Origin of the sequence: Chryseobacterium herbae (assembly GCF_025154075.1) — a bacterium.
GTDB lineage: Bacteria > Bacteroidota > Bacteroidia > Flavobacteriales > Weeksellaceae > Chryseobacterium > Chryseobacterium herbae.
This window is the reverse complement of the sequence record NZ_JAOAMU010000002.1, coordinates 886,132-906,085: the sequence shown is the minus strand read 5'-3', so window position 1 is coordinate 906,085 and position 19,954 is coordinate 886,132. Positions and strand designations below refer to the sequence as shown.

The following is a 19,954-nucleotide window of genomic DNA, read 5'->3' as shown; positions in this document are numbered from 1 at the left end:
TAAAAAAATACATTTATAGAAAATCATCAAGTATTAAAATGGTATTCATGTTTTTTTTCCTAGCAATCATTAACTTAAATAAATTCCAAAATAAAATGTCCAAGCTATTAAAATAATTTGCATCGGAATTCGCTCCTTATAAAGATAATTCATGCCGGGACCGGTGTAGTCTGCTTTGAAAATATTGATATTTTTCTTTGATGAATTGATGTTGGCCATGAAAACCAGAACATAAAAAATGATCAGCAGTATAGCGGTTATTTCCCGTATGGATGGAATCATCAACCCTATTCCGGCTGCAATTTCAAGAACTCCCGTGAAATAAACCCAGAACATTTTGCCGGGTACAAATTCAGGAATCATCATCGCCATTCCTTTCTGAAATTTAAAGTGTGAAAACCCAGTGAATACAATGAACACAGCCATTCCCAGATTCCCGGAAAATAGAAAATCAGGCTTTCCCTGGATGGCGAACGTCACCACTAAAGCGAGAAGAAATGTTCCGAAAAGGATGCTTAATAATTTCATATTGTTATTTATTAAAAGTAATTAGAAAGATACTGTATCTTCTCATAATATCAATATAAAACCTTATAGATTTATGAAATCTATAAGGTTAGTTTTTGTTAAAGTAATATACGGATTATTTATTTTCGGCAAGATTTTTCACTACTTCCAAGCCTTTTATAAATCCCGTATCCAGATGCTCTTTCCATTCTTTGTCGACCTGAACTTCGGTATGAAGCTTGGTTTTCCCATCAAAATCAATGAGAATGTATTTTTCGAAAGCACCACTCCATTCCATTACTTCTTTGCTGTGTATGTCCTCGTTGCCTTCTTTATCTACCATTCCCAGATGTTTAAAAATGATCTGATTGGGTTCATCCAGACTGTCAATCGTTGATACCATTCCTGCCCCTTCTGCATTCACAAAATAGGTTTTTCCACCCACTTTCCAGTCGGATTTCATTACAGATCCTGCACCGAAAAACTGAGTCCATTCGGTATAGGTTTCGGGAGTCCAGAGAACATCCCATACTTTCTTTAATGGGGCGTTGATGACAATTTCGTAAGATAAGGTTTCCATATTTTTATTTTTTTGATTGGTATAATGTGTGGTTTTATAGCTGGTTTTCTGAAAGATTTTTCACAATTCCCAAAGCAATCGGGAATTTCTCCTCAAAAAACGTTTTAAACTCCTCAGGGGTCTGAATTTCAATTTTCAAAATGGTACCCGTTTCTGTTTCTTCCAAAATATAAGCTTCAGTAGCTTCACCCCAATCCTGCGGTGTTTCTACACCGTCATAAATTTCACCGAGGTGCAGAAGCTTCAATTCTTTGTGGGGGATATTTTTTTCAACACGGCTGTACATTCCGTTATTTTTGGGATCAAAAAATTTCATGATGCTTCCCTCTTCAAATGTTCCCTGATAAAAAGAACCTTCTGTAAAAGCCGTTGTCCATTGTCTGTAGGTGATATCACTCCAAAGCACATCCCATACTTTTTCAGTGGGCGCATCGATCTGGATTTCAAAAAATATTTTTTGCATTGTTTTTTTTATTTAGATGTTATAAAGTAGTAGGGATAGAGCCAAGAGCCAAGATACCAGACGTTAGATGTCAGATGTCAGATGTCAGATGTTAAAAATACTACTATTAGTTGTTATAACTTCCAGTTTCTAATTTCTAAGCTCTAGCTTCTAACTTCTGATTCTACCCTCCAACGAAATCTCCCCCATTGATATGAATGACTTCTCCCGTAATGTAATCTGCATCTCTGGAGGCAAGAAAAACATATGCCGGAGCGACTTCTGAAGGTTGTCCCGCCCGTTTCAGGGGTGTATCTTTTCCAAATGTTGAAAGATTGTCAAAAGCTTCTTTTACAAGGGGCGTCCAGATAGGTCCGGGAGCAATTCCATTGACTAATATTTTCTTTTCGGCAAGATTGGCTGACAGAGAGCGGATAAAGGATAAAATAGCTCCTTTCGTTGCCGCATAATCAATCAGATGATCACTTCCCCGGTACGCCGTGACTGATGTGGTACAGATAATCCGGCCTCCTTCTCCCATCAAAGGCAGAAAATTTCTTGTGAAGGAAATCATGGAAATGATATTGGTATTAAAAGTTTCCTGAATCTGCGCATCGGAGATCCTTTCAAGGCTGTTCTTTGAAGTATGAATTCCCGCATTGTTAACCAGAATATCCAGATTCTTCCAGTCTTTTTTTATTTTTTCAAAACATCTTGTCCTGAATGCTTTTTTGGTCAGATCTCCTTTAATCAAAATACATTTCTGACCTTCCTTCTCCACCAGTTTTTTGGTTTCTTTAGCATCTTTATCGCTTTCTTTGTAAATGACGGCAACATCGGCTCCCTCTCTCGCAAAATGAACGGCTACCGCCTGCCCTATTCCGCTGTCACCGCCTGAGATGACCGCCTTTTTTCCTTTGAGTTTCCGGCTTCCCTGATAATCGTTACGGATAATCTCCGGAAAGAGTCCCTCTTTAGGAACTTTGGATTTAGATTGTGACTTGTTCTGTGTTTTCATAAGCAAATCTTTATCTAAACTCCATCAAACAGCAAGCCGAAAACTGAAACCTAAAATAGCAAATGGGCTAAAAGACAAATTTGTTTTCCACCTTTTAACCCATGTATCTTAAGAATGATAAGCTTCCTCAAGCTCTTTTACAACGATTTTCTGCATTTTCATCATCGCCTGAACTACTTTTTGGGCTTTTAACTGATCCGAATCGTTCATGAGTTCGATCAGTCTTTTCGGAACGATCTGCCAGCTCAGTCCGTATCGGTCTTTGAGCCAGCCACACATGCTTTCTCTTCCACCTTCCGAAATAAGTGTATTCCAAAGATGATCGGTCTCCTGCTGGTCATCAGTCATGATAACGATAGAAATTCCTTCATTGAAATCAAATTGATGATCGTAAGAATTATCCATACAAAAGAAACTATAGCCGTCAATCGTAAATTGAGCATGCTGTACATTCTCAGAAGGTTCGGTGATAAGATGTCCTTCTCCGCCGTCGCCATATTTCAGGATATTTCCAATGCTTGAATTCGGGAAAGTTTTGGTATAAAACGCCATGGCTTCTCTGGCTTTTCCATTGTTCTGATGAATAAACATCATGGTTGGAACTATTTTCTGTGATTCCGGTTTGTCTCCTAAAAACAGCTGCCACGTAACGCCGTATTTGTCCTGTACCCAACCATATTTTTTGCTCCAGGAATAGGAATCCAGCGCCATAAGGGCCATTCCTCCATCCATCAGCTGGTCCCAGTATTTCTGAACCTCATCTTCAGTTTCGCAGATCACCATAAAGGAAACGGAGGGATTCTTTGAAAAATGAGGTCCACCGTTCAGAAGCATCAGTTTTTGCCCGAACAGATCAATATTCATGACCACAGGAGTATCTGCAGTGATCTTTCCGTCAAATAACTGACAATAGAATTCTGCTGCCTCTTTTGATTCTTCATCAAACCAAAGGCATGGGAAAATATCGTTATTCATCGTATTAAATTTAGGGTTGAAATATATAGTTTTATCAGTCACTGCCGGCTAATTGAGCCCGCAATAACGAAAGCATCCGGTAATTACAGGTATTGGTTTTTGAAAGAAACCTGATGTTCCCTCATATGATTTTTAAGTTTCTCCATGGCATTCTTTCCGAAACCATGAAGCTGCATGATCTCTTCTTCAGAATAGTCCGAAAGCTTTTCAAAAGAGTCTATTTTCTCTTTTTCCAAAGACCTTCTCGCCGGTACTGCAATAACGCCATTCAGGAAATTATTACTTTTAGCAAAATGGTTGACAGCGCAGATAGAGCTTAAACATTTTGCCATTATTAAGAGATTGATCATGACTGCAGATGCGTATTTTAGTGGTTTTCTACGTACTTGTGAAAATTGTTGAGAATTGCATACCAGCCGTCTCGCTGCATTTCCACAGAATTTTGTTTTTCAGGATCGAAAATCTGGACAACCGTTGTGGTATTTTCGTCTATTTTGTCAAACAGAACTTCTACCTTTCTTCCGTCTTCCAGATGGTATTTAATAACGGCATTCGGAATCACCTCATCATAGATTCCCTCAAAATCAAAACCGAAGCTTTTGTCTTTCGCTTCCATTCTTGCTTTAATTTTTCCTCCCACTCTCAAATCGTTTTCTGCGCTTGGACATTCCCAGCTTTCGTGGGCAAAATTCCATTTCGTAATGTGTTTCGGTTCGTTGAAATAATTCCAAACCTTTTCCACAGGGGCTAAAATCGTGATATCTATCTTAATAGGATCCATAAATCTACTTTTTAATGTTGAAATAAAAAGGCAGTCCGGGTGAACTGCCCTCCATAAATTTAGTTAAATATAAGACTATTTTGCATATTCTTCATTATAGTTCACCATCCAATGAACTCCATATTTGTCCTGGAAACTTCCGAAATAGTCTCCCCAAAACTGGTCTTCAATCGGCATTTCTACATTTCCGCCGTCAGAAAGTCCTTTGAAAAGTCTGTCTGCTTCGTCTTTTGATTCCGGAAAAATTGAAACGTAATTATTATTTCCTACGTTAAGGGTCTGTCCGAAGCTTGGAACAATATCCGAAGCCATCAGAAGGTCTTTCCCGATGGGAAGTGCGACATGCATGACCCTGTTTTTTTCTTCTTCAGATAAATTTTCAGTTCCCGGAGCGTTACCCATTTTATGGATTTCGCCAAGGAATTCTCCTCCGAAAACAGATTTGTAAAATGTGAAAGCTTCTTCTGCTTTTCCGTCAAAATTTAGGTATGGATTTAATTTAGCCATGATTTCTTGTTTTTAAAATTATTGTTAATTAATGTTGATTTTGTAGGGTTGGATTATCGCAAAGGCGCAAGATTTTTTCCTGATTCGAATGCTTTAAGCCGCGAGGATTTTATCTCCAATAAAATTTGAATACCACTGTCATTGCGAAGAGCACAGCGACGAAGCAATCTCATCATAATCCTTGCTGAAAATCTTCGATTTTCTTGTGCCTTAATAAATGTTTTCAGGTCTGTCAAGCCTTGCGTCCTTGCGTTTCTTCAATAGTTATTTCGTTATTGTTTTAAAAATTTCACCACCTCGCTTACTGTAAAGTTTATTAAATGATCGTCTGTATTTCCTTCGAAATCAGCCATCATGTAGGAACCGTGGGTTGCCGGCAGGATCATCAGCTGCGAATCCGGGATCAGTCGCCACATTTCCACCACATGTTCTGGTTTCATAACGTCTTTGTCCCCGCTGATCAATAATGCAAGAGCATCAATGGATGTTAAAATTTTCTCATCCCAGTCTTCAAAAGTCTGCATCCTTTTGCTGTCTTTATCGAACAGGTTTTCCAATTTTGAAAAATCAGGATTCAGATTCAGAAAATTGATTTTAAGAGGTTCCGGCATTGATTCCAGAGTAGCTTCTGCCATGCTTTCGAAAAAGCCGTCCATCATTCCGTTTCTTTTGAAAAATGCAGAAGCGATGATCAGTTTTTCGGCTATTTCAGGGTAAAGATGAGCAACCTGCATCACTGTATTTCCGCCGTTACTGAATCCCCAGAAAAAAGCTTTTTCGATATGAAGTTCTTTTAAAAGAGCAGCGATATCATGGGCATCCTGTTCAAAGGTTTCAGGAATATCGCGATGATCGGTCATTCCATGGTTCTGAAGATCAATTCCGATCAATTGAAACTGATCTTCAAACCGGGAAATTATCTCTTTAAAATCAAACAGAATTGAGGAACCACCACCATGAATCAGAACCAGAGGTTGTCCGGAACCATAGATTTCATAATACATCCGGATCCCATTGACCTGCTTGTAGCCTTTTTCTTTGGGTTCCATTGATTAATATTTTATATTTTCGTCCACATCATAGGTCATTCCCGGATAGTCAAGGATTTTCCTCATCAGACCGATCTGTCCGCATAAATAGTCTTCGCGGCCAATGCACATTCCTACGAAATTGAGTTTGGTTTCACGGATAAAAGGAATATTCATTCCCATCTCGAAAATTTCATCCAATTCTTCATCTGTCACTTCTAACAGCTTTTGGAATATTTTTGGAGAAATGTCATGGAAATTTTTCTCCAGTTCGTCTAAAGTCGGGTATTTATTACTCTCATTCAAGGCTTTTCCCTGAAAGAAAAGATCACTGTACGGATCTTCATCCCTGAGTCCTAAAACCCATCCCAGGCTATAGCGCATGTTCACAAAGTTTCCTGCCATCCATACTATATGATTAGTTTTTCCTTCAATTCTTTTCAATCCGTCTTCTTCCGAAATACCATCCAAAACATTGAGAAAGCTTTGGGTGTGCATTCGGTAGGCCGGAATAATAATTTCCATTTTTTTTGATTTCGGTGTGTCCATTTTCTTGATTTTTAGTTGTTTTAAAAATGATATCTTTCTGCGTAAGGAACATGAAGCCCCTCTTCTACAAATTTTCTTAAAATTCTTAAGTAGGTTGCCCAGCAGAATGAGCTTTGGCGGAAATGGTCATTGATAACTTTCCAGTCGGTGTGATAAAAGCTTATCCTTGTGCTATTTCCTGTTTCTTTTAAAACAAATCCAACTCTGGTTCCAACCCAATCTTTATCCCCGTCCGTTATTAAAAATTCAATCTCATAAGGTGGGCTGAACTTTGAAACTTTTCCCTTCAGGATATCTGTCTTAGAAAATTCAAAAGTATATTCTGAATCGGGTTCAGGACTGCCCTCACAATAATGCGTCCACCACTCATTGAGAAACTCGGGAACGGAAACCATCTGGAATACATTTTCAAGGGTCGCATCTACATCCACGTTATGCAGGATTGAAAAGGAATTTTCCATAGTCGTTTGTTTTTGGATTTTTATTTTCGCGTGCGAATTTTGCCGTATTATTTTATTACTCCGGGTTTTCCGAGAATTCTTCTGAGATAGCCTAATTGCCCACTGTGATAGAGTTCGTGAAGACAAAGGATCGCAATATCATTGATTGTTTCAGGAGCGAAACTTTCAATGCTGATGAGTTTTGCTTCCAGCTTATCCTGAGATTGCTGCAGATGAGATTTCAGCTCTTCAAAGGTGACCAGCTCGTCTTTTCTTTCGAGCGGAAGTGCACCTCTCTCGTAACATGAAAATTTTTCACCGTCCCAGATTGATTCTTCTGCCAGAACATTTAAAAAAGCATTTCTGATGTAAATTAAATGTCCAAGGATCCAGTTCATACAATTCGCCTCCCCATTCGGAAAAATCATGGATTCTTCGTGGGTAATGCCGTCGATATTCATTGAAATTACTTTGTAGTTACTGAATACCTGAACTTTTACGATTTCAATGTCGTTTGATTGGGTTTCCATAGCGGTAAGTTTTTATTTTCTGCAGATTTGCAGATTGTGGAAATTTTTAAAATTCAGCGGGCATTTGAGACATATCAGCAAATGTGATATTCCAGCCATGTCCGTCTAAGTCCCAGAAAGAATTCTGATACATCCATCCGTAATCCTGAGGTTCTTCATGTTGTGAAGCTCCATTTTCCAAAGCGGTATTCACCACCTGATCAACTTCTTCACGGCTGCTCAGACCAATGGCAACGAGCACCTGAGTGGTATCGCCTTTCGGAACGGGTCTTTCAGAAAAAGTCATGAAATATTCTTCGGTCAGGAACATGACGTAGATGTTGTCTTCTTTGATCACAACACACGTCGCTTTGTCATCTGAAAATTGTTCGTTGATTGCAAATCCGAGTTGGGTCCAGAATGCTTTTGTTTTCTGAACATCTTTTACCGGAAGGTTGACATAAATTTGATTGGCTTTCATAATTGTAATTATTTGGTGTTAATCTGTAAACCAAAATTACCAAGCCTTCATGAAAATCAACTTGCCATAGGACAAGATTTAATTTTTCTTTGGATGAGAGACGATTTCCTTACGAATACGACTCAAAGAAGTGTCTGTAACGCCGAGATAGGAAGCAATCTGCTTAAGCGGAGCAAACTGCACCACCTGTGATTTCTGTTCTAAAAGATTAAGATAACGTCTGGTGGCAGACAGGGTAAACATTTCAACGGAACGCTGTTTGTACGCGAAAAGTTCTTTCGACATCCACGATCTTCCCCATTCTCTGAGATTCGGTATTTTATGAAAAAGTTCCTGAAAGGTTTCGTAATCAAACCGCCAGCATTCGCAGTCTGTGATGCATGCAATATTTTCCTGTGAAGGAATTCTCTGGAAAAGCGACAGCACTTCAATAATGATCTCGTTATCCGCAAAAAAATGCGTGGTTACTTCATTTCCATTAAAATCATTGACATAAGAACGGGCCAGACCTTTTTCAAGAATATAGTATTCATTGGCTGTTTTTCCTTCTTCAAGAATAATATCTCCCTTTTGGAATGAGACTTTTTCGTGGGCCTGAAATATTTCATCAAGCTCTTCCTGAAAAAAGAACGGGAAATCGTAACAGATTTCTAGGGCTTTGCTGGTCATTGAATTGGTGCATTTTTAAGGCTTTAAAAGTATCATTTTTAATTGATTCCGGAACAAAAAAAATTAAACAAATTAATGAAGTCCATAGAAAAAGCTCCATTTAACTGTATTATTACTAATTGTTTTTATTCTTTCTAAATAATTAAACAGATTTTCAATCATCTTTCAAAACCTCAAAAAATTTTTTCTCTATATCAGAATAAAGAAAGCTGAATCGGTTTGGGTTTTTTAGGGGGTTCTGCGTCTCCAAAAACCGTTTTTCCTCCGAAGCGCCATGAATTTTGCCTTTCTTCTTCTATCACCTGCTGGATGTCGAAATCGGGGGTAAAATATTTTTCTGTGGCGGCTACGATCTGATGGAGTTTATTTAAGGTATTCAGCTTGTCAGAGTTTCCGAGTTTGGATTTTTCAATTCCTTTTCTGAGAATGCTGATGCTTTCATCATAGGTTTTAGTCGGAACCGGAAAAGGATGTCCGTCTTTCCCTCCATGGGCGAAGGAAAATCTGGCAGGATCTGCAAATCTTGAGGGAGCACCGTGAATTACTTCACTTACCAATGCCAGTGACTGCATCGTTCTTGGTCCTACACCTTCCAACATGAGAAGATCTTCGAAATTCTGTGGCTGCTGTTCGCGGGTTAAGTACAAAAGAGCTCCGAGACGTTTTAAATCAACATCAGAAGCCTGAACTTCATGATGCGCAGGAAGTATCAGTCTTGAAAAATCTTTCATGACATCTATGGAATCGGTATGAGAAATATCCAGAATTCCCTTTCTGTTTCCCGACGCTTCAGCATCGGTAAGGTTGAGGATTTTCCCTCTGGAAACGCCATTAATTCCTGTATGAGGCTCTTCTATAAATGATTTGATATTGCCGGAATGCCAATGATACCTTCTTGCCGTACCGTCTGACTCATGCATTCCTTGCTGTACCACGCTCCAGCTGCCAGTATCAGCCAGTATAAAATTGTGCAGATAGAGTTGGTAGCCATCCTGAATCGCTGTATTGTCTACTTTTGCAGAAAGTTTGCTGGCTCTCACCAGTTCATGACCATTCAGTCCGGTTTTATCCGCAATCTGAAGGAGTTCTGAAGGCGTTTCTCTTGAAAATTTTCCTTTTCCGCCGCAGATATAAAGCCCCAGCGACTGTGAATTGGGATTAATGGAACGTTTCAAAGCCCCCATAACGGAAGTAGTAATTCCTGAAGAATGCCAGTCCATTCCCATGACCGCTCCAAAACTCTGAAACCAGAAAGGGTCTGCGAGTCTTCGGAGCACCTCATCTTTGCCGTAATCCATCAGAATAACTTCAATGATGGAAAATCCGAGTGCAGACATACGCTCATACAGCCATGGCGGTACTTTTCCATAGTGTAAAGGCAGATCTGCGGTTCCTGAACGTTTCATAGTATTTTAAAGGGTAAAGGTAATTATAGTAGAGTTTTTTTTTTGATGATTTGAATCATTTGTTTTGGTTACAAATAGGTTTTGGCTAAAGCCTTTTGAAAATTGTTTTTCATTGAACGGACTAAAGTCCGTTCCTATTGAATCTTTCAAGGTCCTTTTTAATTGTACCCATTAATGGATAGAACAGAATTCAAGGTCTTTATGTTTCTCTTCATCAAATTCTTCATTGAAGATCAATTTGTTTCCGAAAGGATCATCAACGGTAAAGGATACTGCTTCGTAAAAGGCTTTTTCCAGTCCGGGACGGTTGTATTTGTAGTTTTTATCAATCAGTTCTTTATGGTAGTCGGCCACACCTTCGCCCCAGATAAACACTCTGCTTCCCGGAGTTCCATCGCCGTGGTGCTCGCTTAAATGGAGAATAATATTTCCTTTTTTCACTTCCATATAAACAGGCGCGTTTTCCTCAAAATGATGTTCCCAGACGATCTCAAAACCGAGCCAGTCTATGTAAAACTCTATCGTTTTTTTGTAATCAAAAATTCTGAGAATTGGAATAATTTTTTCTGCTTTCATTGCTTGTTGCTTGTTGCTTGTTGCTTGTTGCTTGTTGCTTGTTGCAAAATTAATTACTGATGGGAAAGTACATTAATTAAATTCCCAAACGGGTCTTTTACATAAAATCTCCGGACGCCCCAGTCTTCATCGGTGATTCCGTAGGTAATTTCAAAGCCTGCCTGCTTTACTTTGTTGTATAATTCATCTACATTGTCTACCTCAATTGAAAGTAACGGGACTTCTGTATCATTTCCTCCCTGAGTGGCAAAACTCACCTGAACTCTGGCTTCTTCATGGTTTCCAAAGGTTTTGATCCAGCCGTGATCCATCAGAATATCAAGACCTAGAATTTCATTATAAAACAGGTCTGCTTTGGACAGGTCTTCAGTCTTTATATTGGCGACAATTCTTTTTATCATTGTAAACCGGATTTAGAAATTATTACTGCCAAAAAAAGCCCTGCGAAACAAAATCTCAACAAGGCTTTTATTAAATTTTATTTTCAGATCTTATTTTAAAGCAGAAAGAGCTGCCTCGTAATTAGGCTCATCTGCAATTTCAGATACCTGCTCTGTGTACACTACTTTATTATCAGCATCCGTTACGATTACCGCACGACTTAAAAGTCCTTTCAATGGAGAATCTGCGATAGTCAATTGATTATCATCCCCAAAGCTGCTTCTGAAGTCTGAAAGCGTTTCTACATTGTTTAATCCTTCTGCCGCACAGAACCTTCCCAGTGCAAAAGGTAGATCTTTAGAAACGTTGATCACTACTGTATTATCCAGGCTTGAAGCTTCTTCATTAAATTTTCTTGCAGAAGACGCACAAGTAGGTGTATCGATACTTGGGAAAATATTGAATACTTTTTTCTTCCCTCCAAAGCTTTCAAGTGTTTTCACATTTAAACCTGAATCTACCAAAGCAAAATCTTTAATCGTAGTTCCTACTGATGGTAAATTACCTATTGTGCTTACTGCGTTTCCTTTTAATGTAATATTTGACATAAATTATTTTTTAAGTTTTTCAAATTTACTCAAAATAGAAAATTTCTGAGGATAAATAAAGGTTAAATAATTCTTAAAGTAAGTTGGAAGCCTGAATCAAGATGACAGACTTCCTATACCAGATTTCAGACATGAGACGTTTTGTAATAAAGTTTCGAATCTCGTGGTTCGAACAGCAACTACTTTTTACAATCATACCCACCAAACCGTATATCCCGAAACTCTAAGACGCTCAAACCCGTACCCCGTAACTCCCAACCTCATATCTTAATTTCCTCAACCCAAACACAACTTAAAATGAAAATAAAAAGACTTATCAACCTGTAGTGATTTTTTAATTCAAATTTTAGTTATATTCGCAATCCAAAAAAATAATAACCATGCGAAAAAAAATTACTTTCCTGCTCTTCGGAGTACCGGTCTTTGGTTTCGCCCAGTCTGTGATCGGAAACATCAATTCCGGGGCAGTTTCTGATGCCGGTTTCATACATTCTGTAGGGGAAATTTATGTAATTCCTGCAGATCCTGATCAGGCTAATTCAGGAACACTGGGAATGTTCTACCAATCCGTATTACAGGTTTTAGGCGTTAAAGAACTTGAAAAAGACAACGTTAAGATCTACCCCAATCCTACTGCTGATTTTGTTCACATCACTCTTAAATCCAATTCAAAAATTGAGGAAGCTGAAGTGTATGACACCGCAGGAAGACTTGTTTTGAAAGCAAAAATTGACAGTGGAAAACTTGATCTGCGCAGTCTTAATTCCGGGATTTATATGATCTCTTTTAAAAATCCTGATCTAAAACCTATTAAAATTATCAAAAAACCTTAAAAACTCATCAACATGAAAAAACTTTACGCTACTATAGGATTATTTCTTGCAACACTTGTAAGTGCACAGGTTCCGCAAGCTTTCAGCTACCAGACGATTGCTTTCAATGCTTCGGGAGCGCCTATTGCCAACGGAAATATCTCTTTAAAAGTAAGTATTCTGGAAAATACGGCTACAGGAAATGTTTTATATACTGAAACGCATACCAAAACGACTAATTCAAAAGGATTGGTTAATCTTAATATCGGTCAGGGAACGCCTTCTACAGGAAATTTTTCAGGAATTAACTGGGGAACCAATACTAAATTCGTAAAAGTGGAAATGGACCCTCAGGGAGGTTCAAACTATACCAATGTAGGGGTTAATCAGCTGATGAGTGTTCCTTATGCGCAAGTGAGTAAAACAGTTGTTACAGGTGCAGGACAAGGCCTTACGCTTGTTTCTCCGAATGGGACTTCTTATACTTTGGGGGTAAACGATGCAGGTACATTAAGCTTACCGACCACTTCTAATCCATCTAATAATTTACCGTCAAATCTATACATGTACGGATCATACAATTCTTTCAATAATTCTACAGCTGAATTATTGAGAGGTAATGGTGTTCCAAAAATTGGTTATAAATACTTACAGGCGAATACTCAGATAAAATTTTTAGCTTCGCCAAGTAACGGTGCACAAACTTATGGTTCAGATTCTTCCGGATCAGTCGTTGCCGATGGAAGCAATTACAATGTTTCTTCCAATGGATATTACCAGGTATTAGTGGACAGTTATATGGCAGGCACAAGAGTTAATTTCTCTAATTTTACTCCAAAAATCAAATTCACTGCGATAGATGGTGGTACACAGCCTACGACTTCCGTAGCCTACAGTACTTCTACAGGGAAGTTTACGATAACTATTAATGGAGTTACAACCAGCAGCGGTGGATCTTTCTATATACAACTCGCAACAGAAGGTCCGATTCCTGAGGATTTAGGAGATAATTTACATGATGGTTCTTTCGATATCGAAGGTTCTTCCATTACTTTTCCAAATCTTTCTTCTACTCCTAAAAACTATAAACTTGAATTCAGTCTCAATTTTAACGGGACAGGAACCTATACAATTGTTCAAATCTAAAATTTAAAGAGGCTCGGGCCTCTTTTTTTATGTAAAATACATTCATAAAACAATCATATTTAGTAAATTTGTGATTCTTAAAAAGTCAAATAATAAATAACAGTATAATGTCAGACAAATCAAAAATCTATTACACATTAACGGATGAGGCTCCGATGCTGGCTACACACTCATTTTTACCGATTGTGAAAGCTTTTACAAAATCAGCAAATATTGAAATCGCAGTTCCGGATATTTCTTTAGCCGGAAGAATCTTAGCGAACTTTCCTGAATTTTTGAAAGATGACCAGAGGATCGGTGATGCATTGGCTGAATTAGGTCAATTGGCCACTCAACCTGATGCCAACATTATCAAGTTACCTAATATTTCAGCTTCTGCTCCACAGTTGGATGAAGCTATCGCTGAATTACAGTCTAAAGGTTTTGCAGTTCCAAATTATCCTGCTGAGCCTAAAAATGACGAAGAAAAAGCAATCAAAGCTAAATATGCCAAAGTTTTAGGAAGTGCTGTAAACCCTGTGTTAAGAGAAGGAAATTCTGACAGACGTGCTCCAAAAGCGGTTAAAAACTATGCAAAAGCCAACCCTCACAGAATGGGTAACTGGGCTTCTGACAGCAAAACAGATGTTGCTCACATGGAAGGAGGAGATTTCTACGGAACTGAAAATTCAACTACCCTAGAAAATGCAGCTAAATTCAAAATTGTCTTCAAAGGAAATGACGGTGCTGAAACGCTGTTAAAAGATTTCGCAGGTCTTCAGGCCGGAGAAGTGATCGATTCTTCTGTCATGAATTTAAACTCACTGAAAGCATTTGTTCAGCAGGCTATCGATGAGGCTAAAAACAAAAATGTCCTTCTTTCTGCCCACCTTAAGGCTACGATGATGAAAATCTCTGACCCAATTATTTTCGGGGCTATCGTAGAAACTTTCTTTAAAGAGGTATTTGCAAAATACGCTGAGACATTTAAGTCTTTAGATGTTAATCCAAATAACGGTCTTGCCGATCTTTTTGAAAAAATCAAAGGAAACGCTCAGGAAGCTGATATCAAAGCTGATATTGAAGCTGCTTTAGCAAACGGACCAAGAGTGGCTATGGTAAATTCTGACAAAGGAATTACCAATTTCCACGTTCCTTCTGACATCATCGTTGATGCATCTATGGCTGCATTGGTAAGAGGTGGCGGTAAAATGTGGAACAAAGACGGAAACGAAGAAGATACCGTTTGTATCATTCCGGACCGTTCTTATGCAGGTTTCTACCAGTCAGTAATTGATGATATGAAAGCTCATGGAAAACTGGATCCTACTACAATGGGTTCTGTTCCAAACGTAGGTTTAATGGCCCAAAAAGCTGAAGAATACGGTTCTCACGACAAAACGTTCCAGGCTTCTGCTGAAGGAACTATTGAAGTTCAGGACGAAACAGGAAACATCCTTCTTTCTCAAAAAGTAGAAACAGGTGATATCTTCAGAATGTGTCAGACTAAAGATGCTCCTATCCAAGACTGGGTAAAACTGGCTGTAAACAGATCAAGACTTTCTGATACGCCTGCGATCTTCTGGTTAGACAAAGGAAGAGCACATGACAGAGAAATCATCAAAAAAGTAGAAAAATATCTTAAGGATCACGATACAACAGGTCTTGACATCAGAATTCTTGATGTAAAAGATGCAATGACTGAAACGCTGAAAAGAGCAAGAGAAGGAAAAGACACCATCTCTGTTTCAGGAAACGTATTGAGAGACTATTTAACTGACCTTTTCCCAATTCTTGAACTGGGTACTTCTGCAAAAATGCTTTCTATCGTTCCATTGATGAACGGAGGTGGTTTATTCGAAACAGGTGCCGGAGGTTCTGCTCCAAAACACGTTGAGCAATTCCTGGAAGAAGGTTATTTAAGATGGGATTCTCTGGGTGAATTCTTAGCGCTTCAGGCTTCTTTAGAGCATTTAGCTCAAACACAGGGAAATACTAAATCTCAGGTTTTAGCAGATACTTTGGATGAAGCTAATGCGAAATTCTTAGCTACCGATAAATCTCCTGCAAGAAAAGTAGGTCAGATCGACAACAGAGGTTCTCACTTCTATTTAGCGATGTACTGGGCAGAAGCTTTGGCTAATCAGACTGCAGATGCTGAATTAGCTGCTCATTTCGCTCCGGTTGCTGCTGCACTGCAGGAAAGTGAAGAAGTAATCAACGCAGAATTAATAAGTGCTCAAGGTAAGCCGCAAAACATTGACGGTTATTACAAAACTGACACATACAAAACGTATGCAGCGATGAGACCAAGCACAGTGTTAAATGAAATTATTGACGGAATTTAATTTCCCGTTCTGATACAAATGAAAGCTCCTTTTTTAAAGGGGCTTTTTTTTGTTTTAAGGTTGAGATTGAGGATAAGATTATTTTACCGTTGAGTTTTAGGTTTTGGCTGAAGCCAATAGAATTTTTCATTTTTGAAAACGGGCTAAAGCCCGTTCCTATTGAATTTTTAGACAAATACTGATTAAGGTACACCCTAATCTCTAATCTCTAATCCCTCACACCTACAACTTGTCCCCTTCGCCCACCATTTTGTCCGGTTCACCCCATTTCAAATTTCAGGACCTTACTGAAGCCTCTACTTTTGAGCCATAAAAAAATGATATCATATGGACTCAGTAAAGAAAAAAAGAACAGTAAAGCCCATAGCCATTATATTTTTGGCAGTTATGGCCGCTTTTACCGTTTTACAGCTTTTCAACAAACCTTTGGAAGGAAAACCTGTTGCCAAAAAAATAGAGGCTCCGCGTGAGGTTCTTGCTATTCTGGAAAATTCGTGTTTTAATTGTCACTCCAATGAACAGAAATTGAGCTGGTATGACAAAATTGCCCCTGTATCCTGGGCTGTCAATAAGGATATAAAGAGAGCCCAGGAGGTGTTAAACTTTTCGGAATGGAATTATTCTGCCGGGGAACATCAGGGAAAAATGTATGCAATTTTAAACATGATGCAAAGCGGAAAAATGCCGCTTCATGAGTATACATTGCTTCATCCGTCAGCTAAAATCACGAAAAAAGAGATTGAAACCATTAGAAAGTATACCCTTTCATTATCAGGTCTCACTTCTGCAAAACAGGAAAAAGATCCGCACCGGAGTGTTGAAATCCATCATAACTCAACTCCCGCGAAGTTTCCGGTTTCTCCCAATGGAGTACAATATACAGATGCATTTAAAAACTGGAAGGTCATCAGTATGAGTACACTTTTCGATCATTCTATCAGGGTTATTTATGGAAATGAGATTGCGGTAAAAGCCATTGAAACAGAAAATTTTCATCCGTGGCCAGACGGAAGCATCGTTGTAAAATCCGTATGGAAGCAGGAAAATTTCGCAGACGGAGAAGTGACAGCCGGCGAATTTGTCAATGCTCAGTTTATGGTCAAAGACGCTAAGAAATACACAGATACAAAAGGCTGGGGCTTTGCAAAGTTTTCAGGAAATGATCTTCATCCAACAGGAAAAACAGCCTCATTCGCGAAAGAATCCTGTATCGCCTGTCACCGTCAGTTAGCCGAAAAAACGGGATATTTATTTGATGTTCCGATGAAAATCAATACCGAAAGATTAATTAAAAACCTTGAGAAATAATGAAAAAAATACTATTCATCACCCTGTCCATCTGCACGTTGTTTACGGCCTGTAAAATTGATGAACCTGATAAAGATTTAAAACGCATTGTTTTTGATCCGGGAGATCTGAAGTTCATTTCCACTTCATTAAATACAAAAAAGGAAACTTCATCCGCACTGTACGGAAACCCGGAAGCTTTAGCCTCTTTATCAGGTGAAAATAATCAATTAAAAAAAGGTTCTGTGATAAAATTGGTCACCTGGAAGTACCATGATAATCCGCAATACATTGGAGGAACCATTACTGGTGAGTTACTAAGTATTGAAACCGTTAAGTCCGATAATAACGGAAATGTTTCCTACAAAATGCAAAATACTTCCGGAACTGAAAATGTTCAGCCCAACAAAGACGGGCGGATACAGTACATTTTGAGTTACAGGCCTGTTGTAAGACCTTAGAAAACATTTGAAGTTGAGTACTCGGCTTCAAATGTTTTTTGTGAATTGGTAATTTGTGAATGGTCAATTTTTGCTAACGCAAAGTCAATCGTCAATTTATACAGTAAAAAAATTCACAAGCAAAGCGAATTCACCATTGACTATTGACAATGAAGGTTTGTGAATGGTCAATTTTGCTGACGCAAAGTCAATCGTCAATTTTCACAATAAAAATTCACAAGCGAAGCGAATTGACTAGTGATAATGAAGGTTTGTGAATGGTCAATTTTTGCTGACGCAAAGTCAATCATCAATTTTCACAATAAAAATTCACAAGCGAAGCGAATTGACTAGTGATAATGAAGGTCTGTGAATGGTCAATTTTGCTAAAGCAAGTCAATTGTCAATCTTCACAGTAAAAATTCACAAGCAAAGCGAATTCACCATTGACTATTGACAATGAAGGTCTGTGAATGGTCAATTTTGCTAACGAAAGTCAATCGTCAATTTTCACAATAAAAATTCACAAGCGAAGCGAATTGACTATTCACCATTGACTATAAGTATTCACTCTCTCTTCTTTTTACAAATAAAAAAACCTAATTTCACTTCTCAAAATATCTGTTCCCATGCAGCAGCAAAAAGTAAAAATTTCACCGGCCATCATTTGGATAAGTTCCCTTTTTCTTGGGGTTTTATCTTCCGTACCACAGCTGGCTTCCCATGCATTCAACTGGAAAGAAGCAGCTGTGAATTCAGCGATAACTGCGGCGTTTTCTGTGATCATGTGGTACCTCAATATTTATCTTTTAAACCGCAGTGCAGGAAAGCGGAGACAGGATATTTCGTATTCCAGATTATTAACGGTCTTAGCATTCGGAATGGTGATCATGTTTGGACTGGCCTGGATCCAGCAGCTTATTTTATCACATATCAATTTCGGTCCGGTGATGCTGATGGTAGAAGTCAGAGGAATTCTGATTAATTTGGTGTGTTATATGTTCTTAACGCTGCTTCAGAATAACTATGCAGGACAGCAAATACAGTTAGAACTGGAAAAAGTAAAAAGCGATAATCTGGGTGCACAATATGAATTATTAAAACAACAGGTCAATCCTCACTTCCTTTTCAACAGCCTGAATACTTTAAAGTCAATGGCAGAAACGAACGACTCAGAAACGGTTGATTTTATCATTAAACTTTCTGATTTTTACAGATTCACGTTGGAAAGCAGGAAATTAGACCTTATTTCAGTTCAAGAAGAAATGAACATTATTGAAGCTTATCTTTTTCTCCAGAAAGCACGTTTTGGTGAAGGAATTACATTTACCAACGAACTTAAGCAGGAAGATCTTAAAACCCTTATTCCTCCTTTTACCATGCAGCTTCTGGTAGAAAACTGTATCAAGCACAATATTGTATCGCAAAGCAAACCGCTGCACATCAGTATCTACAGTTCGGAAGACAGAATCATTATTGAAAACCCGATTCAGCGAAAAATCGCGACAGAAGATTCCCTTGGCGTTGGCCTGGATAATATTAAAATGCGTTTCAGACATCTGCTGGAGCAGGAAATCGAAATTTATTCAGACGAAAAAACTTTTCAAATAAAACTACCCTTGATCCATGAATATCATCATCATTGAAGACGAATTTAGAGCGGCAAAGTCTCTTCAGAACCTTATTTTAGACTTAAAACCGGAGTCTAAGATCCTGGGGGTTTATGACAGTATTGAGGCCAGTGTTGAAGCTCTATCACAAGACATCAAGCCGGATCTTATTTTTATGGATATCCAGTTGTCAGACGGTCTTTCATTTGAGATCTTCAAAGCGGTGGACATTACCTGCCCAATCATTTTCTGTACTGCTTTTGATCAGTATATGCTGGATGCATTCAAAAGCAAGGGAGTAGATTATGTTCTGAAACCGTTTTCCCGTGATGATATTTCAGAAGCTTTGAAAAAAGTTGATGAGCTTCGGAAATTCTTCCAAAAGAATGAACTTCCCGATATTGAATCGCTGCTGCAGAGAATCACTCAGCCGGCAGGGAAAACGAGCTTTCTAGTTTTTAAAAATCAAAAATACACGACCATTGCCACCGAAAGTGTTGCGTATTTCTATATCCATAATGAGATCACGCATCTGGTTACTTTTGATAAGGAACAATTTCAGCTTTCTCAACCGCTTGGACAGGTTGCGGAGCAGGTTTCCGGGAAACAGTTTTTCAGAATCAACCGACAGTATCTGGTCAATTTCAAAGCGATCAAGGAAATGGAGCATTACTTTCAGCGTAAAATTTTGGTTAAACTGGTCATTGAAACTCCTGAAAAACTCCTGATCAACAAAGAAAAAACCCACAGTTTCTTCACTTGGCTGGAAGACCGTTAACTTCTTAAATTTTAGACCTGATTATTTTCCGGGTTCGCCTTTCAATTTGTCCGGCTGACCCTTTTTTGTATTCTTTCGCGCTTCCTGAGTAGCTACT

25 protein-coding genes are annotated in these 19,954 nt (G+C 38.5%); 7 read left to right on the top strand and 18 right to left on the bottom strand.

Going from position 1 to position 19,954, the window contains the following annotated elements:
- Positions 1 to 69 precede the first annotated feature (69 nt).
- The 18 genes from N0B48_RS10080 to tpx form a co-directional block, all read right to left on the bottom strand.
- Positions 70 to 528: a DoxX family protein gene (locus N0B48_RS10080; protein WP_259838668.1), complete on the bottom strand. Its 459-nt coding sequence runs from the start codon at positions 526 to 528 to the stop codon at positions 70 to 72.
- A gap of 115 nt (positions 529 to 643) precedes the next feature.
- Positions 644 to 1,087 (bottom strand): SRPBCC family protein, encoded by a 444-nt coding sequence (locus N0B48_RS10075; RefSeq protein WP_259838667.1) that lies wholly within the window; start codon positions 1,085 to 1,087, stop codon positions 644 to 646.
- Between the two features lie 34 nt (positions 1,088 to 1,121).
- Positions 1,122 to 1,550 (bottom strand): SRPBCC family protein, encoded by a 429-nt coding sequence (locus N0B48_RS10070; protein ID WP_259838666.1) that lies wholly within the window; start codon positions 1,548 to 1,550, stop codon positions 1,122 to 1,124.
- 163 nt (positions 1,551 to 1,713) lie between these two features.
- Positions 1,714 to 2,547 (bottom strand): SDR family oxidoreductase, encoded by an 834-nt coding sequence (locus N0B48_RS10065; protein ID WP_259838665.1) that lies wholly within the window; start codon positions 2,545 to 2,547, stop codon positions 1,714 to 1,716.
- Between the two features lie 108 nt (positions 2,548 to 2,655).
- Complete coding sequence (locus tag N0B48_RS10060; RefSeq protein WP_259838664.1) at positions 2,656 to 3,522, bottom strand: VOC family protein; 867 nt, start codon at positions 3,520 to 3,522, stop codon at positions 2,656 to 2,658.
- 83 nt (positions 3,523 to 3,605) lie between these two features.
- Entirely contained in the window at positions 3,606 to 3,854 is a 249-nt protein-coding gene (locus N0B48_RS10055) for a helix-hairpin-helix domain-containing protein (RefSeq protein WP_259838663.1), read from the bottom strand.
- A 35-nt stretch (positions 3,855 to 3,889) separates the two neighbouring features.
- The gene (locus N0B48_RS10050) at positions 3,890 to 4,303 is read right to left on the bottom strand and encodes an SRPBCC family protein (protein WP_259838662.1); all 414 of its coding nucleotides are present in this window, start codon (positions 4,301 to 4,303) and stop codon (positions 3,890 to 3,892) included.
- A gap of 75 nt (positions 4,304 to 4,378) precedes the next feature.
- The gene (locus tag N0B48_RS10045; RefSeq protein ID WP_259838661.1) at positions 4,379 to 4,810 is read right to left on the bottom strand and encodes a VOC family protein; all 432 of its coding nucleotides are present in this window, start codon (positions 4,808 to 4,810) and stop codon (positions 4,379 to 4,381) included.
- 272 nt (positions 4,811 to 5,082) lie between these two features.
- The gene (locus tag N0B48_RS10040; protein WP_259838660.1) at positions 5,083 to 5,859 is read right to left on the bottom strand and encodes an alpha/beta fold hydrolase; all 777 of its coding nucleotides are present in this window, start codon (positions 5,857 to 5,859) and stop codon (positions 5,083 to 5,085) included.
- 3 nt (positions 5,860 to 5,862) lie between these two features.
- Entirely contained in the window at positions 5,863 to 6,387 is a 525-nt protein-coding gene (locus tag N0B48_RS10035) for a DinB family protein (protein WP_259838659.1), read from the bottom strand.
- Positions 6,388 to 6,407: 20 nt separating this feature from the next.
- A complete protein-coding gene (locus N0B48_RS10030; RefSeq protein ID WP_259838658.1) occupies positions 6,408 to 6,848 on the bottom strand; it encodes an SRPBCC family protein in 441 nt (146 codons plus the stop codon).
- A 47-nt stretch (positions 6,849 to 6,895) separates the two neighbouring features.
- Entirely contained in the window at positions 6,896 to 7,357 is a 462-nt protein-coding gene (locus tag N0B48_RS10025) for a DinB family protein (protein WP_259838656.1), read from the bottom strand.
- Between the two features lie 46 nt (positions 7,358 to 7,403).
- Positions 7,404 to 7,817, bottom strand: coding sequence for a VOC family protein (locus N0B48_RS10020; protein ID WP_259838655.1), 414 nt, complete (start codon positions 7,815 to 7,817; stop codon positions 7,404 to 7,406).
- A gap of 78 nt (positions 7,818 to 7,895) precedes the next feature.
- Positions 7,896 to 8,486: a Crp/Fnr family transcriptional regulator gene (locus N0B48_RS10015; protein ID WP_259838654.1), complete on the bottom strand. Its 591-nt coding sequence runs from the start codon at positions 8,484 to 8,486 to the stop codon at positions 7,896 to 7,898.
- Positions 8,487 to 8,680: 194 nt separating this feature from the next.
- Positions 8,681 to 9,892, bottom strand: a complete 1,212-nt coding sequence (locus N0B48_RS10010) for a DUF763 domain-containing protein (RefSeq protein WP_259838653.1) — start codon at positions 9,890 to 9,892, stop codon at positions 8,681 to 8,683.
- Between the two features lie 171 nt (positions 9,893 to 10,063).
- Positions 10,064 to 10,468: a glyoxalase superfamily protein gene (locus tag N0B48_RS10005; protein WP_259838651.1), complete on the bottom strand. Its 405-nt coding sequence runs from the start codon at positions 10,466 to 10,468 to the stop codon at positions 10,064 to 10,066.
- Between the two features lie 53 nt (positions 10,469 to 10,521).
- The gene (locus tag N0B48_RS10000) at positions 10,522 to 10,869 is read right to left on the bottom strand and encodes a glyoxalase superfamily protein (protein ID WP_259838650.1); all 348 of its coding nucleotides are present in this window, start codon (positions 10,867 to 10,869) and stop codon (positions 10,522 to 10,524) included.
- A 90-nt stretch (positions 10,870 to 10,959) separates the two neighbouring features.
- On the bottom strand, positions 10,960 to 11,457 hold the full coding sequence (tpx, locus tag N0B48_RS09995) for a thiol peroxidase (protein ID WP_259838648.1): 498 nt from the start codon (positions 11,455 to 11,457) through the stop codon (positions 10,960 to 10,962).
- A 380-nt stretch (positions 11,458 to 11,837) separates the two neighbouring features.
- Between tpx and N0B48_RS09990 the strand changes: the two genes are divergently transcribed.
- The 7 genes from N0B48_RS09990 to N0B48_RS09960 all read left to right on the top strand — a co-directional run bounded on the left by N0B48_RS09990 (position 11,838) and on the right by N0B48_RS09960 (position 19,857).
- The gene (locus N0B48_RS09990; RefSeq protein WP_259838646.1) at positions 11,838 to 12,290 is read left to right on the top strand and encodes a T9SS type A sorting domain-containing protein; all 453 of its coding nucleotides are present in this window, start codon (positions 11,838 to 11,840) and stop codon (positions 12,288 to 12,290) included.
- Between the two features lie 12 nt (positions 12,291 to 12,302).
- Positions 12,303 to 13,415, top strand: coding sequence for a DUF8740 domain-containing protein (locus tag N0B48_RS09985; protein ID WP_259838644.1), 1,113 nt, complete (start codon positions 12,303 to 12,305; stop codon positions 13,413 to 13,415).
- A gap of 107 nt (positions 13,416 to 13,522) precedes the next feature.
- Positions 13,523 to 15,742 carry an NADP-dependent isocitrate dehydrogenase gene (locus N0B48_RS09980; protein WP_259838643.1) on the top strand — a complete coding sequence of 740 codons (2,220 nt, stop codon included), beginning with the start codon at positions 13,523 to 13,525 and terminating at the stop codon, positions 15,740 to 15,742.
- 327 nt (positions 15,743 to 16,069) lie between these two features.
- Entirely contained in the window at positions 16,070 to 17,050 is a 981-nt protein-coding gene (locus N0B48_RS09975) for a heme-binding domain-containing protein (RefSeq protein ID WP_259838641.1), read from the top strand.
- Positions 17,050 to 17,490, top strand: coding sequence for a cytochrome P460 family protein (locus tag N0B48_RS09970; protein ID WP_259838639.1), 441 nt, complete (start codon positions 17,050 to 17,052; stop codon positions 17,488 to 17,490). The genes N0B48_RS09975 and N0B48_RS09970 overlap by 1 nt, the downstream gene beginning before the upstream one ends.
- A gap of 608 nt (positions 17,491 to 18,098) precedes the next feature.
- A complete protein-coding gene (locus tag N0B48_RS09965) occupies positions 18,099 to 19,115 on the top strand; it encodes a sensor histidine kinase (protein ID WP_259838637.1) in 1,017 nt (338 codons plus the stop codon).
- Positions 19,096 to 19,857 (top strand): LytR/AlgR family response regulator transcription factor, encoded by a 762-nt coding sequence (locus N0B48_RS09960; protein WP_259838636.1) that lies wholly within the window; start codon positions 19,096 to 19,098, stop codon positions 19,855 to 19,857. Before N0B48_RS09965 ends, N0B48_RS09960 begins: the two co-directional genes overlap by 20 nt.
- Positions 19,858 to 19,954 lie beyond the last annotated feature (97 nt).

What these genes read in the sequence shown, in the direction of transcription:
- N0B48_RS10080 (WP_259838668.1), bottom strand. Translation starts at nt 528, where the DNA reads ATGAAATTATTAAGCATCCTTTTCGGAACATTTCTTCTCGCTTTAGTG.
- N0B48_RS10075 (WP_259838667.1), bottom strand. Translation starts at nt 1,087, where the DNA reads ATGGAAACCTTATCTTACGAAATTGTCATCAACGCCCCATTAAAGAAA.
- N0B48_RS10070 (WP_259838666.1), bottom strand. Translation starts at nt 1,550, where the DNA reads ATGCAAAAAATATTTTTTGAAATCCAGATCGATGCGCCCACTGAAAAA.
- N0B48_RS10065 (WP_259838665.1), bottom strand. Translation starts at nt 2,547, where the DNA reads ATGAAAACACAGAACAAGTCACAATCTAAATCCAAAGTTCCTAAAGAG.
- N0B48_RS10060 (WP_259838664.1), bottom strand. Translation starts at nt 3,522, where the DNA reads ATGAATAACGATATTTTCCCATGCCTTTGGTTTGATGAAGAATCAAAA.
- N0B48_RS10055 (WP_259838663.1), bottom strand. Translation starts at nt 3,854, where the DNA reads ATGGCAAAATGTTTAAGCTCTATCTGCGCTGTCAACCATTTTGCTAAA.
- N0B48_RS10050 (WP_259838662.1), bottom strand. Translation starts at nt 4,303, where the DNA reads ATGGATCCTATTAAGATAGATATCACGATTTTAGCCCCTGTGGAAAAG.
- N0B48_RS10045 (WP_259838661.1), bottom strand. Translation starts at nt 4,810, where the DNA reads ATGGCTAAATTAAATCCATACCTAAATTTTGACGGAAAAGCAGAAGAA.
- N0B48_RS10040 (WP_259838660.1), bottom strand. Translation starts at nt 5,859, where the DNA reads ATGGAACCCAAAGAAAAAGGCTACAAGCAGGTCAATGGGATCCGGATG.
- N0B48_RS10035 (WP_259838659.1), bottom strand. Translation starts at nt 6,387, where the DNA reads ATGGACACACCGAAATCAAAAAAAATGGAAATTATTATTCCGGCCTAC.
- N0B48_RS10030 (WP_259838658.1), bottom strand. Translation starts at nt 6,848, where the DNA reads ATGGAAAATTCCTTTTCAATCCTGCATAACGTGGATGTAGATGCGACC.
- N0B48_RS10025 (WP_259838656.1), bottom strand. Translation starts at nt 7,357, where the DNA reads ATGGAAACCCAATCAAACGACATTGAAATCGTAAAAGTTCAGGTATTC.
- N0B48_RS10020 (WP_259838655.1), bottom strand. Translation starts at nt 7,817, where the DNA reads ATGAAAGCCAATCAAATTTATGTCAACCTTCCGGTAAAAGATGTTCAG.
- N0B48_RS10015 (WP_259838654.1), bottom strand. Translation starts at nt 8,486, where the DNA reads ATGACCAGCAAAGCCCTAGAAATCTGTTACGATTTCCCGTTCTTTTTT.
- N0B48_RS10010 (WP_259838653.1), bottom strand. Translation starts at nt 9,892, where the DNA reads ATGAAACGTTCAGGAACCGCAGATCTGCCTTTACACTATGGAAAAGTA.
- N0B48_RS10005 (WP_259838651.1), bottom strand. Translation starts at nt 10,468, where the DNA reads ATGAAAGCAGAAAAAATTATTCCAATTCTCAGAATTTTTGATTACAAA.
- N0B48_RS10000 (WP_259838650.1), bottom strand. Translation starts at nt 10,869, where the DNA reads ATGATAAAAAGAATTGTCGCCAATATAAAGACTGAAGACCTGTCCAAA.
- tpx (WP_259838648.1), bottom strand. Translation starts at nt 11,457, where the DNA reads ATGTCAAATATTACATTAAAAGGAAACGCAGTAAGCACAATAGGTAAT.
- N0B48_RS09990 (WP_259838646.1), top strand. Translation starts at nt 11,838, where the DNA reads ATGCGAAAAAAAATTACTTTCCTGCTCTTCGGAGTACCGGTCTTTGGT.
- N0B48_RS09985 (WP_259838644.1), top strand. Translation starts at nt 12,303, where the DNA reads ATGAAAAAACTTTACGCTACTATAGGATTATTTCTTGCAACACTTGTA.
- N0B48_RS09980 (WP_259838643.1), top strand. Translation starts at nt 13,523, where the DNA reads ATGTCAGACAAATCAAAAATCTATTACACATTAACGGATGAGGCTCCG.
- N0B48_RS09975 (WP_259838641.1), top strand. Translation starts at nt 16,070, where the DNA reads ATGGACTCAGTAAAGAAAAAAAGAACAGTAAAGCCCATAGCCATTATA.
- N0B48_RS09970 (WP_259838639.1), top strand. Translation starts at nt 17,050, where the DNA reads ATGAAAAAAATACTATTCATCACCCTGTCCATCTGCACGTTGTTTACG.
- N0B48_RS09965 (WP_259838637.1), top strand. Translation starts at nt 18,099, where the DNA reads ATGCAGCAGCAAAAAGTAAAAATTTCACCGGCCATCATTTGGATAAGT.
- N0B48_RS09960 (WP_259838636.1), top strand. Translation starts at nt 19,096, where the DNA reads ATGAATATCATCATCATTGAAGACGAATTTAGAGCGGCAAAGTCTCTT.